The sequence below is a fragment of the Streptomyces djakartensis genome (assembly GCF_014651075.1).
In the GTDB taxonomy this organism is placed as follows: Bacteria; Actinomycetota; Actinomycetes; order Streptomycetales; family Streptomycetaceae; genus Streptomyces; species Streptomyces djakartensis.
The window spans coordinates 125,531-143,419 of sequence record NZ_BMWE01000012.1; the positions used below are offsets into that span (position 1 = coordinate 125,531).

Annotated in this window: 19 protein-coding genes; 7 read left to right on the plus strand and 12 right to left on the minus strand. The window is 71.2% G+C overall.

All coding sequences use genetic code 11. From position 1 onward, the window contains the following. Window positions 1–85: 85 nt before the first annotated feature. Window positions 86–541, plus strand: coding sequence for an RpiB/LacA/LacB family sugar-phosphate isomerase (locus tag IE212_RS21735; RefSeq protein WP_190199561.1), 456 nt, complete (start codon window positions 86–88; stop codon window positions 539–541). A gap of 14 nt (window positions 542–555) precedes the next feature. On the opposite strand, the gene IE212_RS21740 is transcribed toward IE212_RS21735, so the two are convergent. The 4 genes from IE212_RS21740 to IE212_RS21755 form a co-directional block, all read right to left on the minus strand. Continuing rightward, entirely contained in the window at window positions 556–1,806 is a 1,251-nt protein-coding gene (locus IE212_RS21740) for a PP2C family protein-serine/threonine phosphatase (RefSeq protein WP_190199562.1), read from the minus strand. A gap of 119 nt (window positions 1,807–1,925) precedes the next feature. Beyond that, on the minus strand, window positions 1,926–3,143 hold the full coding sequence (rocD, locus tag IE212_RS21745) for an ornithine--oxo-acid transaminase (RefSeq protein WP_190199563.1): 1,218 nt from the start codon (window positions 3,141–3,143) through the stop codon (window positions 1,926–1,928). Next, window positions 3,140–3,961 carry a dimethylargininase gene (gene ddaH / locus IE212_RS21750; RefSeq protein WP_190199564.1) on the minus strand — a complete coding sequence of 274 codons (822 nt, stop codon included), beginning with the start codon at window positions 3,959–3,961 and terminating at the stop codon, window positions 3,140–3,142. Before ddaH ends, rocD begins: the two co-directional genes overlap by 4 nt. 158 nt (window positions 3,962–4,119) lie before the next feature. Further along, window positions 4,120–4,605: an Lrp/AsnC family transcriptional regulator gene (locus tag IE212_RS21755; protein ID WP_190199565.1), complete on the minus strand. Its 486-nt coding sequence runs from the start codon at window positions 4,603–4,605 to the stop codon at window positions 4,120–4,122. A gap of 54 nt (window positions 4,606–4,659) precedes the next feature. Between IE212_RS21755 and IE212_RS21760 the strand changes: the two genes are divergently transcribed. Genes IE212_RS21760 through IE212_RS21775 form a run of 4 tightly spaced genes read left to right on the plus strand, consistent with a single transcriptional unit; the run spans window position 4,660 to window position 8,710 of the window. Continuing rightward, window positions 4,660–5,409: a LytR/AlgR family response regulator transcription factor gene (locus IE212_RS21760; protein ID WP_190199566.1), complete on the plus strand. Its 750-nt coding sequence runs from the start codon at window positions 4,660–4,662 to the stop codon at window positions 5,407–5,409. Between the two features lie 2 nt (window positions 5,410–5,411). Beyond that, on the plus strand, window positions 5,412–5,771 hold the full coding sequence (locus tag IE212_RS21765; RefSeq protein WP_190199567.1) for a hypothetical protein: 360 nt from the start codon (window positions 5,412–5,414) through the stop codon (window positions 5,769–5,771). 9 nt (window positions 5,772–5,780) lie between these two features. Continuing rightward, window positions 5,781–7,499, plus strand: coding sequence for a sodium/solute symporter (locus tag IE212_RS21770; RefSeq protein WP_190199568.1), 1,719 nt, complete (start codon window positions 5,781–5,783; stop codon window positions 7,497–7,499). Beyond that, a complete protein-coding gene (locus IE212_RS21775) occupies window positions 7,496–8,710 on the plus strand; it encodes a sensor histidine kinase (RefSeq protein WP_190199569.1) in 1,215 nt (404 codons plus the stop codon). The genes IE212_RS21770 and IE212_RS21775 overlap by 4 nt, the downstream gene beginning before the upstream one ends. 3 nt (window positions 8,711–8,713) lie before the next feature. On the opposite strand, the gene IE212_RS21780 is transcribed toward IE212_RS21775, so the two are convergent. From IE212_RS21780 to IE212_RS21800, 5 genes are all read right to left on the minus strand, one after another. Then, window positions 8,714–8,893 carry a hypothetical protein gene (locus IE212_RS21780; RefSeq protein WP_190199570.1) on the minus strand — a complete coding sequence of 60 codons (180 nt, stop codon included), beginning with the start codon at window positions 8,891–8,893 and terminating at the stop codon, window positions 8,714–8,716. A gap of 79 nt (window positions 8,894–8,972) precedes the next feature. Then, window positions 8,973–9,923 (minus strand): cytochrome c oxidase assembly protein, encoded by a 951-nt coding sequence (locus IE212_RS21785; protein WP_190199571.1) that lies wholly within the window; start codon window positions 9,921–9,923, stop codon window positions 8,973–8,975. A 155-nt stretch (window positions 9,924–10,078) separates the two neighbouring features. After that, complete coding sequence (locus tag IE212_RS21790) at window positions 10,079–11,104, minus strand: 6-phosphofructokinase (protein WP_190199572.1); 1,026 nt, start codon at window positions 11,102–11,104, stop codon at window positions 10,079–10,081. A gap of 202 nt (window positions 11,105–11,306) precedes the next feature. Then, window positions 11,307–12,035 (minus strand): type 1 glutamine amidotransferase, encoded by a 729-nt coding sequence (locus IE212_RS21795; protein WP_003988687.1) that lies wholly within the window; start codon window positions 12,033–12,035, stop codon window positions 11,307–11,309. A gap of 23 nt (window positions 12,036–12,058) precedes the next feature. Then, on the minus strand, window positions 12,059–13,297 hold the full coding sequence (locus IE212_RS21800; RefSeq protein ID WP_190199573.1) for a MurT ligase domain-containing protein: 1,239 nt from the start codon (window positions 13,295–13,297) through the stop codon (window positions 12,059–12,061). A 158-nt stretch (window positions 13,298–13,455) separates the two neighbouring features. On the opposite strand from IE212_RS21800, the gene def reads away from it, so the two are divergent. Further along, window positions 13,456–14,001 carry a peptide deformylase gene (gene def, locus IE212_RS21805; protein WP_190199574.1) on the plus strand — a complete coding sequence of 182 codons (546 nt, stop codon included), beginning with the start codon at window positions 13,456–13,458 and terminating at the stop codon, window positions 13,999–14,001. Between the two features lie 86 nt (window positions 14,002–14,087). Here the strand turns inward: def and IE212_RS21810 are convergent, their stop codons facing one another. Continuing rightward, window positions 14,088–14,732, minus strand: a complete 645-nt coding sequence (locus tag IE212_RS21810; protein WP_190199575.1) for a TetR/AcrR family transcriptional regulator — start codon at window positions 14,730–14,732, stop codon at window positions 14,088–14,090. Window positions 14,733–14,908: 176 nt separating this feature from the next. On the opposite strand from IE212_RS21810, the gene IE212_RS21815 reads away from it, so the two are divergent. Next, window positions 14,909–16,132 carry an acyl-CoA dehydrogenase family protein gene (locus IE212_RS21815; RefSeq protein WP_190199576.1) on the plus strand — a complete coding sequence of 408 codons (1,224 nt, stop codon included), beginning with the start codon at window positions 14,909–14,911 and terminating at the stop codon, window positions 16,130–16,132. A 72-nt stretch (window positions 16,133–16,204) separates the two neighbouring features. On the opposite strand, the gene IE212_RS21820 is transcribed toward IE212_RS21815, so the two are convergent. Both IE212_RS21820 and IE212_RS21825 read right to left on the minus strand, forming a co-directional pair. After that, window positions 16,205–16,441 carry a DUF6213 family protein gene (locus IE212_RS21820; RefSeq protein WP_190199577.1) on the minus strand — a complete coding sequence of 79 codons (237 nt, stop codon included), beginning with the start codon at window positions 16,439–16,441 and terminating at the stop codon, window positions 16,205–16,207. A 25-nt stretch (window positions 16,442–16,466) separates the two neighbouring features. Continuing rightward, window positions 16,467–17,852, minus strand: a complete 1,386-nt coding sequence (locus IE212_RS21825) for an NADP-dependent succinic semialdehyde dehydrogenase (RefSeq protein WP_190199578.1) — start codon at window positions 17,850–17,852, stop codon at window positions 16,467–16,469. Window positions 17,853–17,889 lie beyond the last annotated feature (37 nt).

A 17,889-nucleotide genomic window follows, 5' to 3' on the forward strand; every position in this document is an offset into this window, starting at 1 on the left:
GAGGCCGCGTCGATCCTTCACCGTTTGACTGACGGTCACTCAGGTGGGTGCGTCCGGTGGTGCTCATGGGAGTACTCTGCGAAGCATGCGGATCGCTGTTTCCTCGGACATGGACGAGCCCGTCGCCCGCTTCCTGATGGCCGCGCTGCGCGACCGGGGACACGAGGTGCGCCCGCACGGCGCGCTGCGTCCCGGGGACGACGCGCAGTGGGCGGTGTGCTCCGAGGCGGCGGCACGCGAGGTCGCCGACCAGACGGCCGACCAGGCCGTGGTGTGCTGCTGGACCGGCACGGGCGCCTCCATCGCCGCGAACAAGGTGCCGGGCGTCCGGGCCGCGCTGTGCACGGACGCCTACACGGCCGAAGGGGCGCGTCGCTGGAACGACGCCAACGTGCTCGCGCTCAGCCTGCGGCTGACGTCCGAGCCGCTGCTGACGGAGATCCTCGACGCCTGGTTCGCCGGCCGGCCCAGCGGGGACGCCGAGGACCGGCAGAACGTGGACCGCGTCAGGCTGCTCGATCACGCAAAGGCCCGTCGGTAGCCCACCCGCGCGGGTCACAGCCGTACGACAATGAGCGCCGTGTCGTCGGTCGCGCCGCCCGGCGGCAGCAGTTCCAGCAGGACGCTGTCGGCGAGGGCCTCGGGATCCTCGTCCCGGTGCCGGTACAGCGAGTCGGCGAGGCGCGCCAGACCGGTGTCGATGTCCTCGTCGCGCCGCTCGACCAGGCCGTCGGTGTACAGCACGAGTGTGGCGCCCGGCGCGAAGGTCGCTTCGGCCTGGGGTCTGGGGATGGGATCGGGGCGGGCGTCGAGCGGCGTGTCCGTGGCCCCGTCGAGGAACTCCGCACGGCCGTCCGGATGGACCAGCACGGGCGGGAGATGGCCGGCGCTGCTGTAGGCGATGCAGTGCCGGCGGAAGTCGATGAAGGTCGTCACCGCGGTCGCCGACTCGGCGCCGTCGACCACGTTGGCGTAGCGCCCCAGTACGTCCAGCGCCTGCGCCGGGCCGTCCGCGACCCGGGAAGCCGCGCTGAGCGCGCTGCGCAGCTGGCCCATGACACCGGCGGCCGCCAGCCCGTGCCCGACCACGTCGCCCACGGACACGCCGACCCGGTGGCCGTCGACCAGCTCGACCAGGTCGTACCAGTCCCCGCACACGTTGAGCGCGCCCACGGCGGGCCGGTACCGCACGGCGGCCCGGTGGTGGTGGCTCACCTGCCGGCGGTCGGGCAGCATCGCCTCCTGCAGGGCCAGCGCCACCTCCCGCTCCCGGGAGTGCGCCCGCCGCAGCCGTTCGTTGAGCTCCTGGAGCTCTCGGGCGCGGGTGTACAGCTCGGCTTCCAGGACCCGGGCCCGGCTGCCCGTGCCGCTTCCGTCCCCTCCCGAGCGGCCCCGGGCCCGGATCAGCTCCGTGACCTCCTCGACACGGTGCAGGACCAGCACCACCTTGCCGTCGGGGCCGAGCAGCGGCGCGTTCACCGGGCTCCAGTAGCGCTCCTCCCAGTGCCCGGGCCGCTCGGGGTCCTCCACGTCGTAGCGCTGGAGCGCCATGGCGTCGCGCTCGCCGCTCGCCATGACCCGGTACAGCGAGGCCTCCAGGTTGCGCATCCCCGTCGCGGCCGGGTCATTGGGGTTGTCGGGGAAGACGTCGAACAGGTACTGGCCGATCAACTGCTCTCGTGAGCGGCCCGAGCCCCGGACGAACTCCTCGTTGACGTCCGCGTAGACGAGTTCGGGCGTCAGCAGCGCCACCATGCCGGGCAGGGCCTGGAACACAGCCGCGTAGTCGATCGCCGTATCCGTCATGGCCGTCGCCTCACCAGTGCCGGGGGTCAGACCATTTTCCCACGGTATGACCGAAACCGGCTCTAGTTCACTCCAGCAGGTCCGTCAGGGGCAGCCCGGCCCGGATGATCTTCCCCTCCTCAGTCCAGGACCTTCTCCAGCGAGCCCAGCGCCGCCACGAGCTCGTCATCGGTGATGGTGAGCGGTGGGGCCAGGCGGATGGTCGAACCGTGGGTGTCCTTGACGAGGACTCCCTCCCGCATGAGGCGTTCGCTGATCTCGCGGCCCGTGCCGATCGCCGGATCGATGTCGACGCCCGCCCACAGGCCCCGCGAGCGGAAGCCCACGACGCCCTTGCCGACCAGCCGGGTCAGTCCTTCCCGGAGTGTCACGCCCAGTTCGGTCGCACGCCGCTGGAACTCACCCGTCTCCAGCAGTGCGACGACCGCCGTGCCGACCGCCGCCGCCAGCGGATTGCCGCCGAAGGTCGAGCCGTGCTCCCCGGGGTGCAGCACCCCGAGCACCTCCCGGCGCCCGACCACCGCGGACACCGGCACGATCCCGCCGCCCAGCGCCTTGCCCAGCAGCAGCACGTCCGGCACGACCGACTCGTGCTCGACCGCCAGCGTGCGGCCCGTACGGCCGAGCCCGGACTGGATCTCGTCCGCGACGAACAGGCACCCCTCGCGCCGGGTCAGCTCACGCACCCCGGCCAGGTAGCCGTCGTCCGGGACGATCACGCCCGCCTCGCCCTGGACCGGCTCGATCAGCACGGCCGCCGTGGTCTCGTCGACCGCCGCCTCCAGCGCCGCCAGATCGTTGTACGGCACGATCCGGAAGCCGGGTGTGAAGGGGCCGAACCCCGCTCGCGCCGTCTCGTCCGTGGAGAAGCTGACGATCGTCGTCGTACGGCCGTGGAAGTTGTCCGCCGCGACCACGATCGTCGCCCGGTCGGCCGGGACGCCCTTGACGTCGTAGGCCCACTTGCGGGCCACCTTCACCCCGCTCTCCACCGCCTCGGCGCCGGTGTTCATGGGCAGCACCATCTCCGTGCCGGTCAGCGCCGCCAGCCGCTCGGCGAACTCGGCGAGCCGGTCGTTGTGGAAGGCGCGTGAGGTGAGGGTCAGCCGGTCGAGCTGGCGGTGGGCCGCCTCGATCAGCGCCGGATGCCGGTGGCCGAAGTTCAGGGCCGAGTAGCCGGCCAGCATGTCGAGGTAGCGCCGCCCCTCCACGTCCTCCACCCAGGTGCCCTCGGCACGGGCGACGACCACCGGCAGCGGGTGGTAGGTGTGCGCGAGGATCGGCTCCTCCGCGCGGATGAGTTCCTCGGAGCCACGGGTACGGGCAGGTGCGGTCATGAGCGGATCTCCCGGATCTCCTGGGTGCAGCACTTGATGCCGCCACCCGCCTTGTGGAACTCGGACAGGTCGACGGGGACGGGGACGTAGCCACGGTCGGCGAGTTGCCCGGCCAGGCCCGTCGCCCCCGGCGAGATGAACACATGGCGTCCGTCGGAGACGGAGTTGAGCCCGAACGCCATCGCGTCCTCGTGGGTGGCGATCACCGCGTCCGGGTACAGCCGGGCCAGTACCTCGCGGCTGCCCGGCGAGAACGCCCCGGGGTAGTAGGCGACATTCTCCTCGTCGAGGACGAACAGCGCCGTGTCCAGATGGTAGAAGTACGGATCCACCAGCGTCAGCCCGATCACCGGCACCCCGAAGTACTCCTGCACCTCAGTGTGGGCCTCCCGGGTGGTGCGGAAGCCCGTCCCGGCGAGGATCCAGCGGCTGGCCGGCACCAGGTCTCCCTCGCCCTCGCACACCGCCCCGGGATGGTGGACCTCGTAGCCCTCCGACTTGAACCAGGCCTCGTACGGCACGGACTCGGGACGCCGTTCGGGCGCGAGGAAGAGCGAGCCGAAGACGCGGCCGCCGACGACGACCGCCGCGTTCGCGGCGAAGACCATGTCGGGCAGGCCGGGAACGGGACGCACGGTGTCCACGGTATGGCCATGGGCCCGGTAGGTGTCGACCAGCGCCTGCCACTGGTCCAGGGCGCGGATGACGTCGACGGGTTCGTCGGGATGCATCCACGGGTTGATCGCGTACTGCACGGCGAAGTGCCTGGGTTCGCAGACGAGGTAGCGCCGCCGGCGCGGCACACGGGAGTCGGGCACAGAGGGGTCCCTCCGCTTCCTCACGGTGTGTGACGGGGTGTTGACACCAAGGTAGGAAGTGCCGGTGGCGGCCGACAAGAATCATCAGTTGCGCGTCGGCGCAGGAACGCTGCGTCTTCGGGTCGCTCGACGCACGTCTGCTGCGCGCCGGCGTGGGGCTACTCCGGCGCGGGCTGGCTGGCACCCGCCTCCGGACTCTCCGGAAGCAGATGGGACAGCACCATCACACTGATCGTCTTCCGGATGAACGGTTCCTGGCGGATCCGCTCCAGCACCTCCTCGAAGTGCTCCACGTCTCGCGCCCGCACGTGCAGCAGCGCGTCCGCGCCGCCGGTCACGGTCATCGCGGCGGTGATCTCCGGGTAGTCGCGCACGACCTCCGCCAGCCGCCGCGGCGGGGCCGCGCCCTCGCAGTACACCTCGACGTAGGCCTCCGTGCGCCAGCCCAGCGCGGACGGCTTCACCGTCGCGGTGAAACCGGTGATCACACCCGTCTCCCGCAGCCGGTCGACCCGGCGCTTCACCGCCGTGGCCGACAGCCCGACCGCCGTGCCGATCTCGGCGAACGACGTCCTGGCGTTCGCCATCAACGCGGTGATGATCTTCCGGTCGAGATCGTCGAACGGCGTGGACCTGCTGTTCATGCGGGCACTGTAACCAGTGCCCGAACGCACTGATCGCCCCTTACACTCCGGGGCATGCTGCGCGCCCTGGCTGTCGACGACGAACGCCCCTCGCTCGAGGAGCTGCTCTACCTGCTGCAGGCCGACCCCCGCATCGGGAGCGCGGAGGGCGCCGGCGACGCCACCGAGGCGCTGCGCCGCATCAACCGCGCCCTGGAGTCGGGCCCGGGCGGGCCCGAGGCGATCGACGTCGTCTTCCTCGACATCCAGATGCCCGGCCTCGACGGCCTGGATCTGGCCCGGCTGCTCACCGGGTTCGCCCGGCCGCCGCTCGTCGTGTTCGTCACCGCGCACGAGGACTTCGCCGTGCAGGCCTTCGATCTCAAGGCCGTGGACTACGTGCTCAAGCCGGTCCGCAAGGAGCGCCTGGCCGAGGCCGTCCGGCGGGCCGCCGAGCTGCGCGGTACCGCGACCCGCATACCCGTGAGCGAACCCGATCCCGACCACATACCCGTCGAGCTCGGCGGCGTGACCCGTTTCGTCGCCGTCGAGGACATCACCCACGTCGAGGCCCAGGGCGACTACGCCCGTCTGCACACCGACAGGGGCAGCCACCTGGTCCGGATCCCGCTGTCCACCCTCGAGGAGCGCTGGCGCTCCCGCGGCTTCGTCCGCATCCACCGCCGCCATCTGGTGGCCCTGCGCCACATCGGCGAACTCCGCCTCGACGCGGGCACCGTCAGCGTCCTCGTCGGCGCCGAGGAACTCCAGGTCAGCCGACGCCACACGCGCGAACTGCGCGACCTGCTCATGAGGAGAGGGTGACGGTGCCCCAGGACCCCGCCGAACGCCGCGTCGTCGTCACCGGCCCGCCCCGCCGAAGCAGCCGTGCCACCGGGTACTACCGTCCGCGCACCGAGATCGACGAACAGACCACCCTCGGCCACACCTACGTCCGCTCCCTGATGCGCACCCAATTGCGCGCCGCCCTCGTCGTATCCGCGGTCCTCGGCCTCCTCGTGGGCCCGCTGCCCCTGCTGTTCGCGGTGCTGCCGGCCGCCGGACGCCTGGAATGGGCCGTCCTCGGCTTCGGCCTGTACGCCCCCCTGGTCCTGCTCGCCCGCTGGTACGTCCGTCGCGCCGAACGCAACGAACGCGACTTCGTACGCCTCGTCGAAGACCGCTGAGACACGCCGATGAACTCCGGCTACGCCGTACCCGCCGTCGCCCTGGTCGTCGTCGCGACGGTCCTGGTCGGCGCCTTCGGCCTGCGCATCTCCCGCACCACCTCCGACTTCTACGTCGCCTCCCGCACGGTCGGCCCCCGCCTCAACGCGGCGGCCATCAGCGGCGAGTACCTCTCCGCCGCCTCCTTCCTGGGCATCGCGGGCCTGGTCCTGGTGCAGGGCCCCGACATGCTCTGGTACCCGGTCGGCTACACCGCCGGCTACCTGGTCCTGCTGCTCTTCGTCGCCGCCCCGCTGCGCCGCTCCGGCGCCTACACACTGCCCGACTTCGCCGAGGCCCGGCTCGGCTCGCAGGCCGTACGGCGGCTCGCCGGTGCCTTCGTCGTCGGCGTCGGCTGGCTGTACCTGCTGCCCCAGCTCCAGGGTGCCGGACTGACCCTGACCGTGCTGACCGGGGCGCCCGACTGGCTCGGGGGAGTGATCGTCGCCGTCGTCGTCACCGCCACCGTCGCCGCCGGCGGCATGCGCAGCATCACGTTCGTGCAAGCCTTCCAGTACTGGCTGAAGCTCACCGCCCTGCTCGTCCCCGCCCTCTTCCTGGTCCTCGCCTGGCAGAGCGACGGGGCGCCCCGCGACCCCTTCGGCGAACCGGCGGGCTTCCGCGAGCAACGCGTCGTGCGCGTCGGCGACAGCGTCGACCTGAAGCTGGACCGGCCGCTGACCGTCACGGTGGACGGCACCGTGGACGGCCGCGCGCACACCGGCACCCGCCTCGAACTCCCCGCCGGCACCCACCACGTCGAACGCGGCACCCGGCTCACCTTCGCCGCGGGCGCGACCGTTCCGCGGGCCGAGCGAAGCGGCGGCGGCGACCTGTCGCCCTCGCAGGCCGAGAGCCGCGAGGAACGCCCGCTGTACGCCACGTACGGACTGATCCTCGCCACGTTCCTCGGCACCATGGGCCTGCCGCACGTCGTGGTCCGCTTCTACACCAGCCCGCACGGCGTCGCCGCCCGCCGCACCACCGTCGCGGTCCTCGGCCTGGTCGGTGCCTTCTACCTGCTGCCGCCCGTCTACGGCGCACTCGGCCGTCTCTACGCCCCCGAGCTCACCCTCACCGGCGACACGGACGCCGCCGTACTCCTGCTGCCCGGCCGCATGATCGGGGGAGTGGGCGGTGACCTGCTGGGCGCGCTGGTGGCGGGCGGCGCCTTCGCAGCGTTCCTGTCCACGGCCTCGGGGCTGACCATGGCGGTCGCGGGCGTCCTCACCCAGGACGTCTTGCCCTCGCGCGGCGTACGGCACTTCCGGCTCGGGACCGTTCTCGCCATGTCCATGCCTCTCGCGGCGAGCGTCCTGGTCGGCGGGCTCCCGGTGGCCGACGCCGTCGGGCTCGCCTTCGCGGTGTCCGCCTCCTCGTTCTGCCCGCTGCTCGTGCTCGGCATCTGGTGGCGCCGGCTCACCCCGCCCGGCGCGGCCGCCGGGATGCTGGTCGGCGGCGGCTCGGCGCTGCTCGCCGTCGCCGCCACCATGGCGGGCTACCCGGGCAAGGGCGCCGCCCTGCACGCCCTGCTCGCCTGGCCCGCGCTCTGGTCGGTGCCGCTGGGCTTCCTCACCATGATCCTGGTCTCCCTGGCCACACCCGGCCGGGTACCGCCCGGGACGGCGGCGGTCCTGGCCCGGTTCCATCTGCCCGAGGAACTGCGCACGGAGGTGACGACGGCATGAGCGGATTCCTGGCGGGCCTGTGCGTCGCCGTGCTCCCGGTGCTGGCCGTGGGCATCTGGCTCGGCCGGCGCACGGCACGCCCCAAGAGCCTCGGCGGCCTCGGCACCCCCGTCGAACACGCCACCTTCGAGACCCTGCACACCGCCTCACTCGCCGCGCCCCCGCTGCGGGCCGGGCTGACGGAGGAGACCGCCCGCAAGTCCGCCCGCAAACTCCGCTCCCTGCTCGGCACCGACGCCCTCTGCCTCACCGACCGCGAACAGGTCCTCGTCTGGGACGGCGACGGCGCCCACCACCGCGCCGAGATCATGGAACGCCTGGCCGGCGCCCTGGAGACCGGCCGCGGCGAGGCCTTCCGCCTCACCTGCGACATCCTCGACTGCTCGGTGCGCTGGGCGGTCGTGGCCCCGCTCACCGTCGACGACCGCGTGCACGGCGCCCTCGTCGCCTGTGCTCCCCGGGAATCGGCCGTGCTCGTCCGGGCCGCCGGGGAGGTCGCCCGCTGGGTCTCGGTCCAGCTGGAACTGGCGGATCTCGACCAGTCCCGCACCCGCCTCATCGAGGCGGAGATCAAGGCGCTACGAGCCCAGATATCGCCCCACTTCATCTTCAACTCGCTCGCGGTGATCGCCTCGTTCGTCCGCACCGACCCCGAGCGTGCCCGCGAACTGCTCCTGGAGTTCGCCGACTTCACCCGCTACTCGTTCCGCCGGCACGGCGACTTCACCACCCTCGCCGACGAGCTGCACGCCATCGACCACTACCTGGCTCTCGTGCGGGCGCGCTTCGGCGACCGCCTCTCGGTCACCCTCCAGATCGCCCCGGAGGTGCTGCCGGTGGCCCTGCCCTTCCTCTGCCTCCAGCCGCTCGTCGAGAACGCCGTCAAGCACGGTCTGGAGGGCAAGGCCGTGTCCTCGGGGAAGTGCCACATCCGGATCACCGCACAGGACGCGGGCGCCGAGGCCCTCGTCGTCATCGAGGACGACGGCGCCGGAATGGACCCCGCCCTGCTGCGCCGCATCCTCGCCCGCGAGGCCAGCCCGTCGGGCGGCATCGGCCTCTCCAACGTCGACGACCGGCTCCGCCAGGTCTACGGCGACGACCACGGCCTGGTCATCGAGACCGCCAAGGGCGCCGGAATGAAGATCACCGTACGGATTCCCAAGTACCGGCCGGGTGTGCACTCGGCGGCCCGGCTCACCCGGGAGTAGCCCTCAGGTGCTCTTCGAGGTCACCACCATCCCGAGCGTGATCAGGCCCAGGACGACCCAGCCGAACCACAGCCATCCGTTGCTCCCGAGCGCCACCGTGTAGGCCGTCACCATGACGAGGCCGCCGACGGTGAGCACTCCCATGGTCTTCGTCGAGTTCGAACCGTTCGTGGAACCGGGCATCGCAACACGCTCCTCGGGTTCTGTCCCTCCATGGTGCCTGCCGGACACCCCGCGCGCACGGCCCGTGCGGATGAGGTCTTCAGCGCCCCTGCGCGTTCAGCGAGGCCAGATAGGCGTTGTACGCCTCGAGTTCCTTGTCCCCGTCCCGCTCGGCGGCCCGGTCCTTCCGCCTGGCCTGCCGCTGGTCCGAGGCGTACCACTGGAACAGCAGCGCGATCAGCACCAGCACGGACGGGATCTCGCTGAACCCCCAGGCGATACCGCCCGCGGCGTTCTGGTCGGAGAGCGCCTCGACGCCGAGCGAGGCGGGCGGGTTCCTGAACGTCTCGACCATCGGCTCGGACGCCATCATCAGCGCGATCCCGAAGAACGCGTGGAACGGCATGCCCGCGAACAGCTCCAGCATCCGCATCAGGTAGCCCGGCCGGTGCGGTCCCGGGTCCACGCCCATGATCGGCCAGAAGAACACCAGGCCGACGGCGAGGAAGTGCACCATCATCGCGATGTGCCCCACCCTGGAACCCATCAGGGTGTCGAAGAGCGGCGTGAAGTACAGCCCGTACAGGCTCGCGATGAACAGCGGGATCGTGAACGCCGGGTGCGTGACGATCCGCATGTACCGGCTGTGCAGGAACATCAGCAGCAGCTCACGGGGGCCCTTGCGGCCGCGGCCCGCTGTCGGCAGCGCCCGCAGCGCCAGTGTGATCGGCGCGCCGAGCAGGAGCAGGATCGGGGACACCATGCTGATCACCATGTGCTGCACCATGTGCACGCTGAACATGACCATGCCGTAGTCGTTCAGCCGCGTGCACATCATGAGCATGATGCTGAGCACACCGACGACGTAGGCGACGGTCCGCCCGACGGGCCACTTGTCCCCGCGCCGCACCAGCCGCACGACGCCCCACCCGTACAGCGCCAGCCCGGTCAGGCAGGCGACGAGGAAGAACGGGTCCGCCGACCACTCCAGCCCTCGTCCCAGCGTGAACGGCGGCAGGTCCATGGTCATGCCGTGCCCGCTGTGATCCATTCCGCCGGCTCCTGTTTCGTGGGGGTGTGCAGCCATCTGTCCGCCCCAAGAGTAGAACCGCCCCCGGCCACACAAGTGACCGGGGGCAAGGTTTCAGGAGCGCGGGGAGCTGCGCGATCAACCACACACCAGCCGCACCCGACGAACGACGCAACCTAGAGAACGGTCTCCGCCTCGTCGTACCGTTCCTCAGGCACGGTCTTCAGCGTCTCCACGGCCTCGGCCAACGGCACCATCACTATGTCCGTGCCCCGCAACGCGGTCATCTGCCCGAACTCACCCCGGTGCACGGCCTCCACAGCGTGCCACCCGAACCGCGTCGCGAGCACCCGGTCGTAGGCGGTCGGCGTACCGCCGCGTTGCACATGCCCGAGAATGACAGGCCGGGCTTCCTTCCCCAGCCGCCGCTCCAGCTCCACCGACAGCTGACGGGCGATCCCGGCGAACCGCTCGTGCCCGTAGATGTCCTTGCCGCCCTCGTCGAACTCCATGGTCCCGGGCCTCGGCTTGGCCCCCTCCGCCGCGACGACGATCGCGAAGCGCTTGCCCGCCTCGAACCGCTCGCCGACCCGCTTGGCCAGTTCCTCTATGTCGAAGGGCCGCTCGGGAACGACGATGGCGTGCGCGCCGGCCGCCATGCCGGAGTGCAGCGCGATCCAGCCGGTGTGCCGGCCCATGACCTCGACCACCAGGACCCGCTGGTGGGACTCGGCGGTGGTCTTCAGCCGGTCCAGGGCCTCGGTCGCCACTCCCACCGCCGTGTCGAAGCCGAACGTGAGGTCGGTGACGGCGATGTCGTTGTCGATGGTCTTCGGCACACCCACGACGGGCAGACCGCTGTCCGACATCAGCCGGGCCGCCTTGAGGGTGCCCTCGCCGCCGATGGGAATGATGGCGTCGAGGCCGAGCTCCTCGACGTGGCCCTTGGCCCGCTCCACACCGTCCCGCAGATGGGAGGGCTGGACCCGGGAGGACCCGAGGATCGTGCCGCCGCGGGCGAGGATGCCACCGACCGCGTCGAGGTCGAGCTTGAGGTAGTCGCACTCCAGGAGGCCCTTCCAGCCGTCCCGGAAGCCGATGACCTCGTCGCCGTGGTCGACGACGGCGCGGTGCACGACGGACCGGATGACGGCGTTCAGGCCGGGGCAGTCGCCGCCGGACGTGAGGACACCAATGCGCATAGCCCGAAAAACCTTCTTCGCGTGGGCCGGGACCGGACCACGTTGTCCGGCTCGAATCCCCGCCACCCTAGCGGCATCGAGGGGCCGGACCGAAGCACGCGTCCGCCTGCTGGACGAAGCCGCTCACCTGTGCGGATATGCCGTCAGACGGGCTGTTGACCAGCGGGTTGACGCGTGCCCCGGACGGGCTGCGGATCAGCCTCTAAGCAGGCTGCTGAGCAGCCGCGATGCGCTCGTCCCGCAGTGCCTCGTACCAGCGGTCGTCGGTCGGCGGCAGCGCGTTGACGTCGAGGGCCAGCTTCAGCAGCAGGTCCGCGATCAGCGGGTTGCGCGCGAGCACCGGACCGTGCATGTACGTGCCGAAGACGGTGTCGTTGTAGGCGCCCTCCGTGCCGTCGCCCGTGCCGTTGCCGTTGCCGAACTGCACCCGGGCGAGCGGGCGGGCGGTGGGACCGAGGTGGGTGACGCCCTGGTGGTTCTCGAAGCCGGTCAGCGGGGGCAGGCCGAGCCGCGGGTCGATGTCGCCCAGTACGTCACCGACGCACCGCGCCCCCTCGCCGCGCACGGAGACGACGTCCAGCAGGCCGAGACCGGGCTCGCGCTGCCCGAGGTCGTTGATGAACTCGTGGCCGAGGATCTGGTAGCCGGCGCACACGGAGAACACGATCGCGCCGTTCTCCACGGCCCGCTGCAGACCGCCGTCCCGGCGCAGCCGCTCGGCGGCGAGCCGCTGCGGCCGGTCCTCGCCGCCGCCGATCAGGTAGATGTCGCCGGAGGTCGGGATCGGCTGGTCGCTGCGTACGTCCAGCCGGGCCACGTCCAGACCGCGCTGCTGGGCCCGGCGTTCGACGACGAGGACGTTGCCCTGGTCGCCGTAGGTGCTGAGCAGGTCGGGATAGATCCAGACGACCCGCAGTTGGTTGTCACTCACAAAAGTCCCCTGACGTCTCGTGCTCAGTTGCCGACCCGGCGGCGCAGGTCCTGGAACGCCGTGTAGTTGGCGATGACCTCGATCCGGCCCGGCGGGCACGCCGCCACCGCCTGGTCGAGGTTCTCGTAGACCTGGAAGTGCTGGTTCGCGACCTCCAGGCGCACCGCGAGGTCCAGCCTCCGGTCACCGATGACGCAGATCGGGTGACCCGTCAGGCGCGAGTAGTCGACGTCCCAGAGCCAGGAGGTGTCGGTGCCGTCGGCGGAGCGCGCGTTCACCGACAGGATGACCGGGGTGGGCGGCGGGTCGATCAGGGAGAACGTCTCCAGCCAGCCGGCCGGGTTCTTCGCGAGCAGCAGCCGCAGGTCGCGGCCCTGGAACTGGACGACGTCGTACCGCCCGGCCACCGCCTGCACCTGGTACATGCGCTCCAGGGCGACCTGCGGCGGCACCCCGAACACGGCGGCGACGGCGGCCGAGGAGGCGGCGTTGGCCTTGTTGGCACGGCCGGGCAGCTGGAGGTGGATCGGCCAGGCCGAACCGTGCGGGTCGAGGACGTGGTCGCCGGAGAGCGCCCAGCTCGGCGTCGGACGGCGGAAGCCGCACTCGCCGCAGAACCAGTCGTCGCCCGGGCGCTGCATCACACCGCCGCACGACGGGCAGGACCAGGCGTCGTCCTTCCACATCTGGCCCGCGGCGACCCAGATCACGTTGGGGGAGGAGGACGCCGCCCACACCACCAGCGGGTCGTCGCAGTTGGCCACGACCACGGCCTTGGAACCGGCGAGTCCTTCCCGCCAGTTCTCGGCGAGCATGCGGGTCTCGGCGGCCCGGTCGAGCTGGTCGCGGGAGAGGTTGAGCAGTGCGATGCACTTCGGGGCGGTGTCCCGGGCGACGCCGGCGAGGTACTTCTCGTCGACCTCGATGACGCCGTACCGGGCGTCCGAGCTGCCCGCGAGCGCCGAGGTGATGCCGGCCGGCATGTTGGCGCCGAGCGCGTTGGAGACGACCGGCCCCGCCGCGCGCAGGGCCTCGGCGATCAGCCGGGTGGTGGTGGTCTTGCCGTTGGTCGCCGAGACCAAGGTCACGTCCAGGTTCTGGGCGAGCCGGGCCAGGAGGTCGGGATCGAGCTTGAGCGCCACCCGGCCGCCGATCACCGAACCGCTGCCGCGCCCTGCGGCACGGGATGCCGCCGCGACCGCCTTGCCGGCGGTCACGGCCAGCTTGGCCCGCGGCGAGAGCGGGTCCGAGTTGCCTGCCATCAGTTCTCGATCCTCCTTGCGTACGCGCCGCGCCTTGAAGCCTGACGGCCACGTGGTGTGGACCTCAGCCTATCGAGATCCACTAGCACTCCCGAACCGTGGCTCTGTGGTGAACTCGTGTGGAAGGCGCGGACCGACAGGACCTTACTCTTGCCGCCATGCGACAGACCCCCATCCCCGGTACCCACGGCCGCGTGAGACCCCTCACCCTGCACGGCGACCCCGTCCTGCACGCGCCCTGCGCGGAGGTCACCGACTTCGGCCCCGAACTGGCGCGGCTCGTCGAGGACTTGTTCGCCAGCATGTACGCCGCCCGGGGCGTCGGCCTCGCCGCCAACCAGATCGGCGAGCCGCTGCGGGTCTTCGTCTACGACTGCCCCGACGACGAGGACGTCCGGCACCTGGGGCACGTCGTCAACCCGCGCCTGGTCGAGACGGACGGAGTGGTGATCCGCGGTCCCGAGGGCTGCCTGTCCCTCCCGGGCCTGGAAGCGGGCACGGAGCGGTACGACCACGCGGTGGTCGAGGGCTTCACGGTGACCGGCGACCCCATCACCGTCCACGGCACGGGCTTCTTCGCCCGTTGCCTGCAACACGAGTGCGACCACTTGGAGGGCCGCGTCTACGCCGACCACCTGACCGGCTGGCGCCACCGCAAGCTGATGAGACAGGTGGCCCGGGCGTCTTGGCGCCGAGGTGAGTAGTTCAGGGGCGCGGGGCTGTGTCCGATATGCGGCTCCGCCGCGTGGGCGCGACCAGCCCCCACCGGCCCGCACACGACGAACGACGGTCAGAACCCCGGACCGCCCACCCGATCCCCCGCAGCGGCGAGGCGTCCCCACAGCAGGTCGGCAAGGCTCCGCACCAACTCCGCACGAGAACAAGGCCGTTCTCCCAGCCACCAGTCCCCGGCCGCATGCATCATGCCGACGATCCCGTGCCCCCACACCCGCGCCAGCCGCTGCCCGCCCGGCCCGAGATCCAGCCGCTCCTCGATGACCTGGGCGAGTTCCTCACCCATCCGCCGCAACAGGGGCGCACTGTGCTTGCCGACGTCGAACCCCTGATCTCCCGGCTGGCCCCCCTCCGCCGGATGCATCAGGAACCGGTACACCTGAGGCCGGGCCTCGATGGCCGTCAGGTACGTGTCCAGCGTCGCCTCGACCCGCTCCCGTCGGTCCGCCGGCGCGTCCAGCGCCGCCCGCAGCGAGTCAAGGAGCGCGTCCGTGTGCCGTTTGGCGAGGGCCGCGTAAAGTCCGCCCTTGTCGCCGAAGTGGCGGTACAGGATCGGCTTGGTGATGCCGGCCTCCGCCGCGATCGCGTTCATCGAGGCCTGCGGGCCGTCGCGCAGCACCACTCGGTCGGCGGCCTCCAGCAGCTCACGCCGTCGGCGGTCGGCGGACCGTTGCTGATCGGTCCGCTGCGTGGTGTCCATGTGCTCTCCCCACCCGTGCTGTTTCGATGACGCCAGCGCAAACTAACACCCATGCGTGCGCTGGACACCGAAAGGGTGCCGACCGGTCGGTAGGAGTTGACGTGGCCTACCCACCGGTAACAGACTGGTGTTACCGCAAGTAACATGCGCGACGCGCCGCCGCTGGAGGGGACGACATGGCCGAGTTCACCATGGAGCTCAACGACGAACAGAAGGAGGTCCGGGACTGGCTGCACGGCTTCGCGGCCGACGTGATCCGCCCCGCGGCCGCCGAATGGGACGAGCGTGAGGAGACTCCCTGGCCGGTCATCCAGGAGGCGGCCAAGGTCGGCATCTACTCCCTGGACTTCTACGCCCAGCAGTACTTCGACCCCACCGGCCTCGGCATCCCGATGGCGATGGAGGAGCTGTTCTGGGGTGACGCGGGCATCGCCCTGTCCATCGTCGGCACCGGCCTCGCCGCCGTCGGCGTCCTCGCCAACGGCACCGAGGAGCAGATCGGCACCTGGATCCCGCAGATGTACGGCGACGCGAACGACGTCAAGGTCGCCGCGTTCTGCTCCTCCGAGCCCGACGCCGGCTCCGACGTGGCCTCCATGCGCACCCGGGCCGTGTACGACGAGGCCAAGGACGAGTGGGTGCTCAACGGCACCAAGACCTGGGCGACCAACGGCGGCATCGCGGGCGTGCACGTCGTGGTCGCGGTGGTCGACCCGGAGCTCGGCTCCAAGGGGCACGCCTCCTTCATCGTCCCGCCGGGCACCGCGGGCCTGTCCCAGGGGCAGAAGTTCAAGAAGCACGGCATCCGCGCCTCGCACACCGCCGAGGTGGTCCTGGAGGACGTGCGCGTCCCCGGCTCCTGCCTGCTCGGCGGCAAGGAGAAGCTGGACGAGCGGCTGGCCCGCGCCCGGGAGAGGGCGAAGCAGGGCGAGCGCGTCAAGAACGCGGCGATGGCCACCTTCGAGGCGAGCCGCCCCGCGGTCGGGGCCATGGCGGTCGGTACGGCCCGCGCCGCGTACGAGGTCGCCCTCGACTACGCCAGGACACGTGAGCAGTTCGGACGGCCGATCATCGACAACCAGGGAGTCGCCTTCCAGCTCGCGGACATGCGGACGTCCATCGACGCGGCGCGGCTGCTGGTGTGGCGGGCGTCGTGGATGGCGGTCAACGGCAAGCCGTTCACGGCGGCGGAGGGCTCGATGTCCAAGCTGTTCGCGAGCGAGACGGCGAAGAAGGTCACGTCCCAGGCGATCCAGATCCTGGGCGGCAACGGCTACACGCGGGAGTACCCGGTCGAGCGGATGCACCGCGACGCGGCCATCTACACGATCTTCGAGGGCACGAGCGAGATCCAGCGGCTGGTGATCGCGCGCACGCTGGCGGGGGTGCCGATCCGCTAGCGCCGCGGCGGGGTGCTGTGCGATCCGGTCCGCGGGCCGTCCGTGGCTGATCGCGCAGTTCCCCGCGCCCCTTCAGGGCGCGCCACCGCTGCTGTGCGCGATGCACGCCACGTCGATCCGGTCGGCCAGCTTCGCGAGCTCGATCGTCAGCGCGGCGACCGTGTCCTCGTCCAGCCCCTCTTCCCCGGCCTCCACCAGACGCAGCCACCGCCCACCCATCGTCCGAAGCAGCTTGCTCACATCGGCCGCGGCCACCTGCAAGGTCCCGCGGTCGTCGACGATCAACGGCAGAGTCACTTCGCGGTTCACAGACGGGATCGTAGCCTCGCAATACTCACGCACCGTGCCAAACGGTCGTGATGTTGCAGAACTCGCGGATTCCGTGCCCGGACAGCTCACGCCCGTACCCGGACCGCTTCACACCGCCGAACGGGAACGCCGGATGGGACGCCGTCATGCCGTTGACGTACACCCCGCCGGCCTCCAGGTCCCTGACGAACCGGTCCACCTCGGCCTCGTCCCGCGTCCACACGTTCGAACTCAGGCCGAACGGCGAGTCGTTCGCGATGAGTACGGCCTCGTCCAGGTCCGCCGCCCGGTACAGCGTCGCGACCGGCCCGAACGCCTCCTCCCGGTGGATCCGCATCTCCCGCGTGATGCCCGCGAGGATCGTCGGCCGGAAGTACCAGCCGGGCCCGTCCGGCCGTTCACCACCGCACAGCACCTCGGCCCCGCCGCGCACCGCGTCGTCGACCAGTTCCTCCAGGTCGCGCAGCCCCTGCTCGCTGGAGAGCGGCCCGACCTCGGTCTCGTCGGACAGCGGGTCGCCCACCTTCAGCGCCCTCATGCCCTCGGCGAAGCGCTCGGCGAAGGCGTCGTAGACGTCCGTGTGCACGATGAACCGCTTCGCGGCGATGCAGGACTGCCCGGTGTTCTGCACCCGTGCGGTCACCGCGACCTTGGCGGCCCGGTCGATGTCGGCGGACGGCATGACGACGAACGGGTCGCTGCCGCCCAGCTCCAGCACCGTCTTCTTGACCATGTCCCCGGCGGTGGAGGCGACCGCACGCCCGGCCGGTTCGCTGCCGGTGAGCGTCGCCGCCCTGACCCGCTCGTCGCGCAGGATGTCGTCGACCGCGGCGGAGCCGATCAGCAGGGTCTGGAAACAGCCCTCGGTGAAGCCCGCCCGGTGGAACAGGTCCTCCAGGTACAGGGCGGTCTGCGGGACGTTCGAAGCGTGCTTGAGCAGTCCCACGTTCCCCGCCATCAGCGCGGGCGCGGCGAAGCGGACCACCTGCCAGAGCGGGAAGTTCCACGGCATCACCGCCAGCACCGGGCCGAGCGGCCGGTAGCGCACCCGCACCCGTGCGGCGCCGGAGTCCTTGACGTCGGCCTCGGCGGGTTCCTCGTCGGCGAGCAGCTCCTCGGCGTGGTCCGCGTACCAGCGCATCGCCTTGGCGCACTTCGCGGCCTCGGCCCGGGCCTGCCGGATCGGCTTGCCCATCTCGGTGGTCATCACCCGGGCGATGTCCTGCTGGTCCTCTTCGAGGAGGTCGGCGGCCTTGTGCAGCAGCCGGGCGCGCTCGTCGAACGTCGTCGTCCGGTAGGTGCGGAAGGTGGCCTCCGCGAGCTGGAGCCGGCGCTCGATCTCCTCCTCGCCCATGGCCTCGTACGTCTTGAGCGTCTCGCCGTTCGCCGGGTTCACCGTTGCGATGGGCATGGCCGACCTCCCTCGGTGCGGGCTGTGTCTCGACCTT

Excerpts from the sequence above, each read along its gene's own strand:
- IE212_RS21755 (WP_190199565.1), bottom strand. The coding sequence starts at position 4,605 with ATGAACAGCAGGTCCACGCCGTTCGACGATCTCGACCGGAAGATCATC.
- IE212_RS21780 (WP_190199570.1), bottom strand. The coding sequence starts at position 8,893 with ATGCCCGGTTCCACGAACGGTTCGAACTCGACGAAGACCATGGGAGTG.
- IE212_RS21785 (WP_190199571.1), bottom strand. The coding sequence starts at position 9,923 with ATGGATCACAGCGGGCACGGCATGACCATGGACCTGCCGCCGTTCACG.
- IE212_RS21790 (WP_190199572.1), bottom strand. The coding sequence starts at position 11,104 with ATGCGCATTGGTGTCCTCACGTCCGGCGGCGACTGCCCCGGCCTGAAC.
- IE212_RS21760 (WP_190199566.1), top strand. The coding sequence starts at position 4,660 with ATGCTGCGCGCCCTGGCTGTCGACGACGAACGCCCCTCGCTCGAGGAG.
- IE212_RS21740 (WP_190199562.1), bottom strand. The coding sequence starts at position 1,806 with ATGACGGATACGGCGATCGACTACGCGGCTGTGTTCCAGGCCCTGCCC.
- IE212_RS21825 (WP_190199578.1), bottom strand. The coding sequence starts at position 17,852 with ATGCCCATCGCAACGGTGAACCCGGCGAACGGCGAGACGCTCAAGACG.
- def (WP_190199574.1), top strand. The coding sequence starts at position 13,456 with ATGCGACAGACCCCCATCCCCGGTACCCACGGCCGCGTGAGACCCCTC.
- IE212_RS21735 (WP_190199561.1), top strand. The coding sequence starts at position 86 with ATGCGGATCGCTGTTTCCTCGGACATGGACGAGCCCGTCGCCCGCTTC.
- IE212_RS21775 (WP_190199569.1), top strand. The coding sequence starts at position 7,496 with ATGAGCGGATTCCTGGCGGGCCTGTGCGTCGCCGTGCTCCCGGTGCTG.
- IE212_RS21770 (WP_190199568.1), top strand. The coding sequence starts at position 5,781 with ATGAACTCCGGCTACGCCGTACCCGCCGTCGCCCTGGTCGTCGTCGCG.
- IE212_RS21810 (WP_190199575.1), bottom strand. The coding sequence starts at position 14,732 with ATGGACACCACGCAGCGGACCGATCAGCAACGGTCCGCCGACCGCCGA.
- rocD (WP_190199563.1), bottom strand. The coding sequence starts at position 3,143 with ATGACCGCACCTGCCCGTACCCGTGGCTCCGAGGAACTCATCCGCGCG.
- IE212_RS21815 (WP_190199576.1), top strand. The coding sequence starts at position 14,909 with ATGGCCGAGTTCACCATGGAGCTCAACGACGAACAGAAGGAGGTCCGG.
- IE212_RS21800 (WP_190199573.1), bottom strand. The coding sequence starts at position 13,297 with ATGGCAGGCAACTCGGACCCGCTCTCGCCGCGGGCCAAGCTGGCCGTG.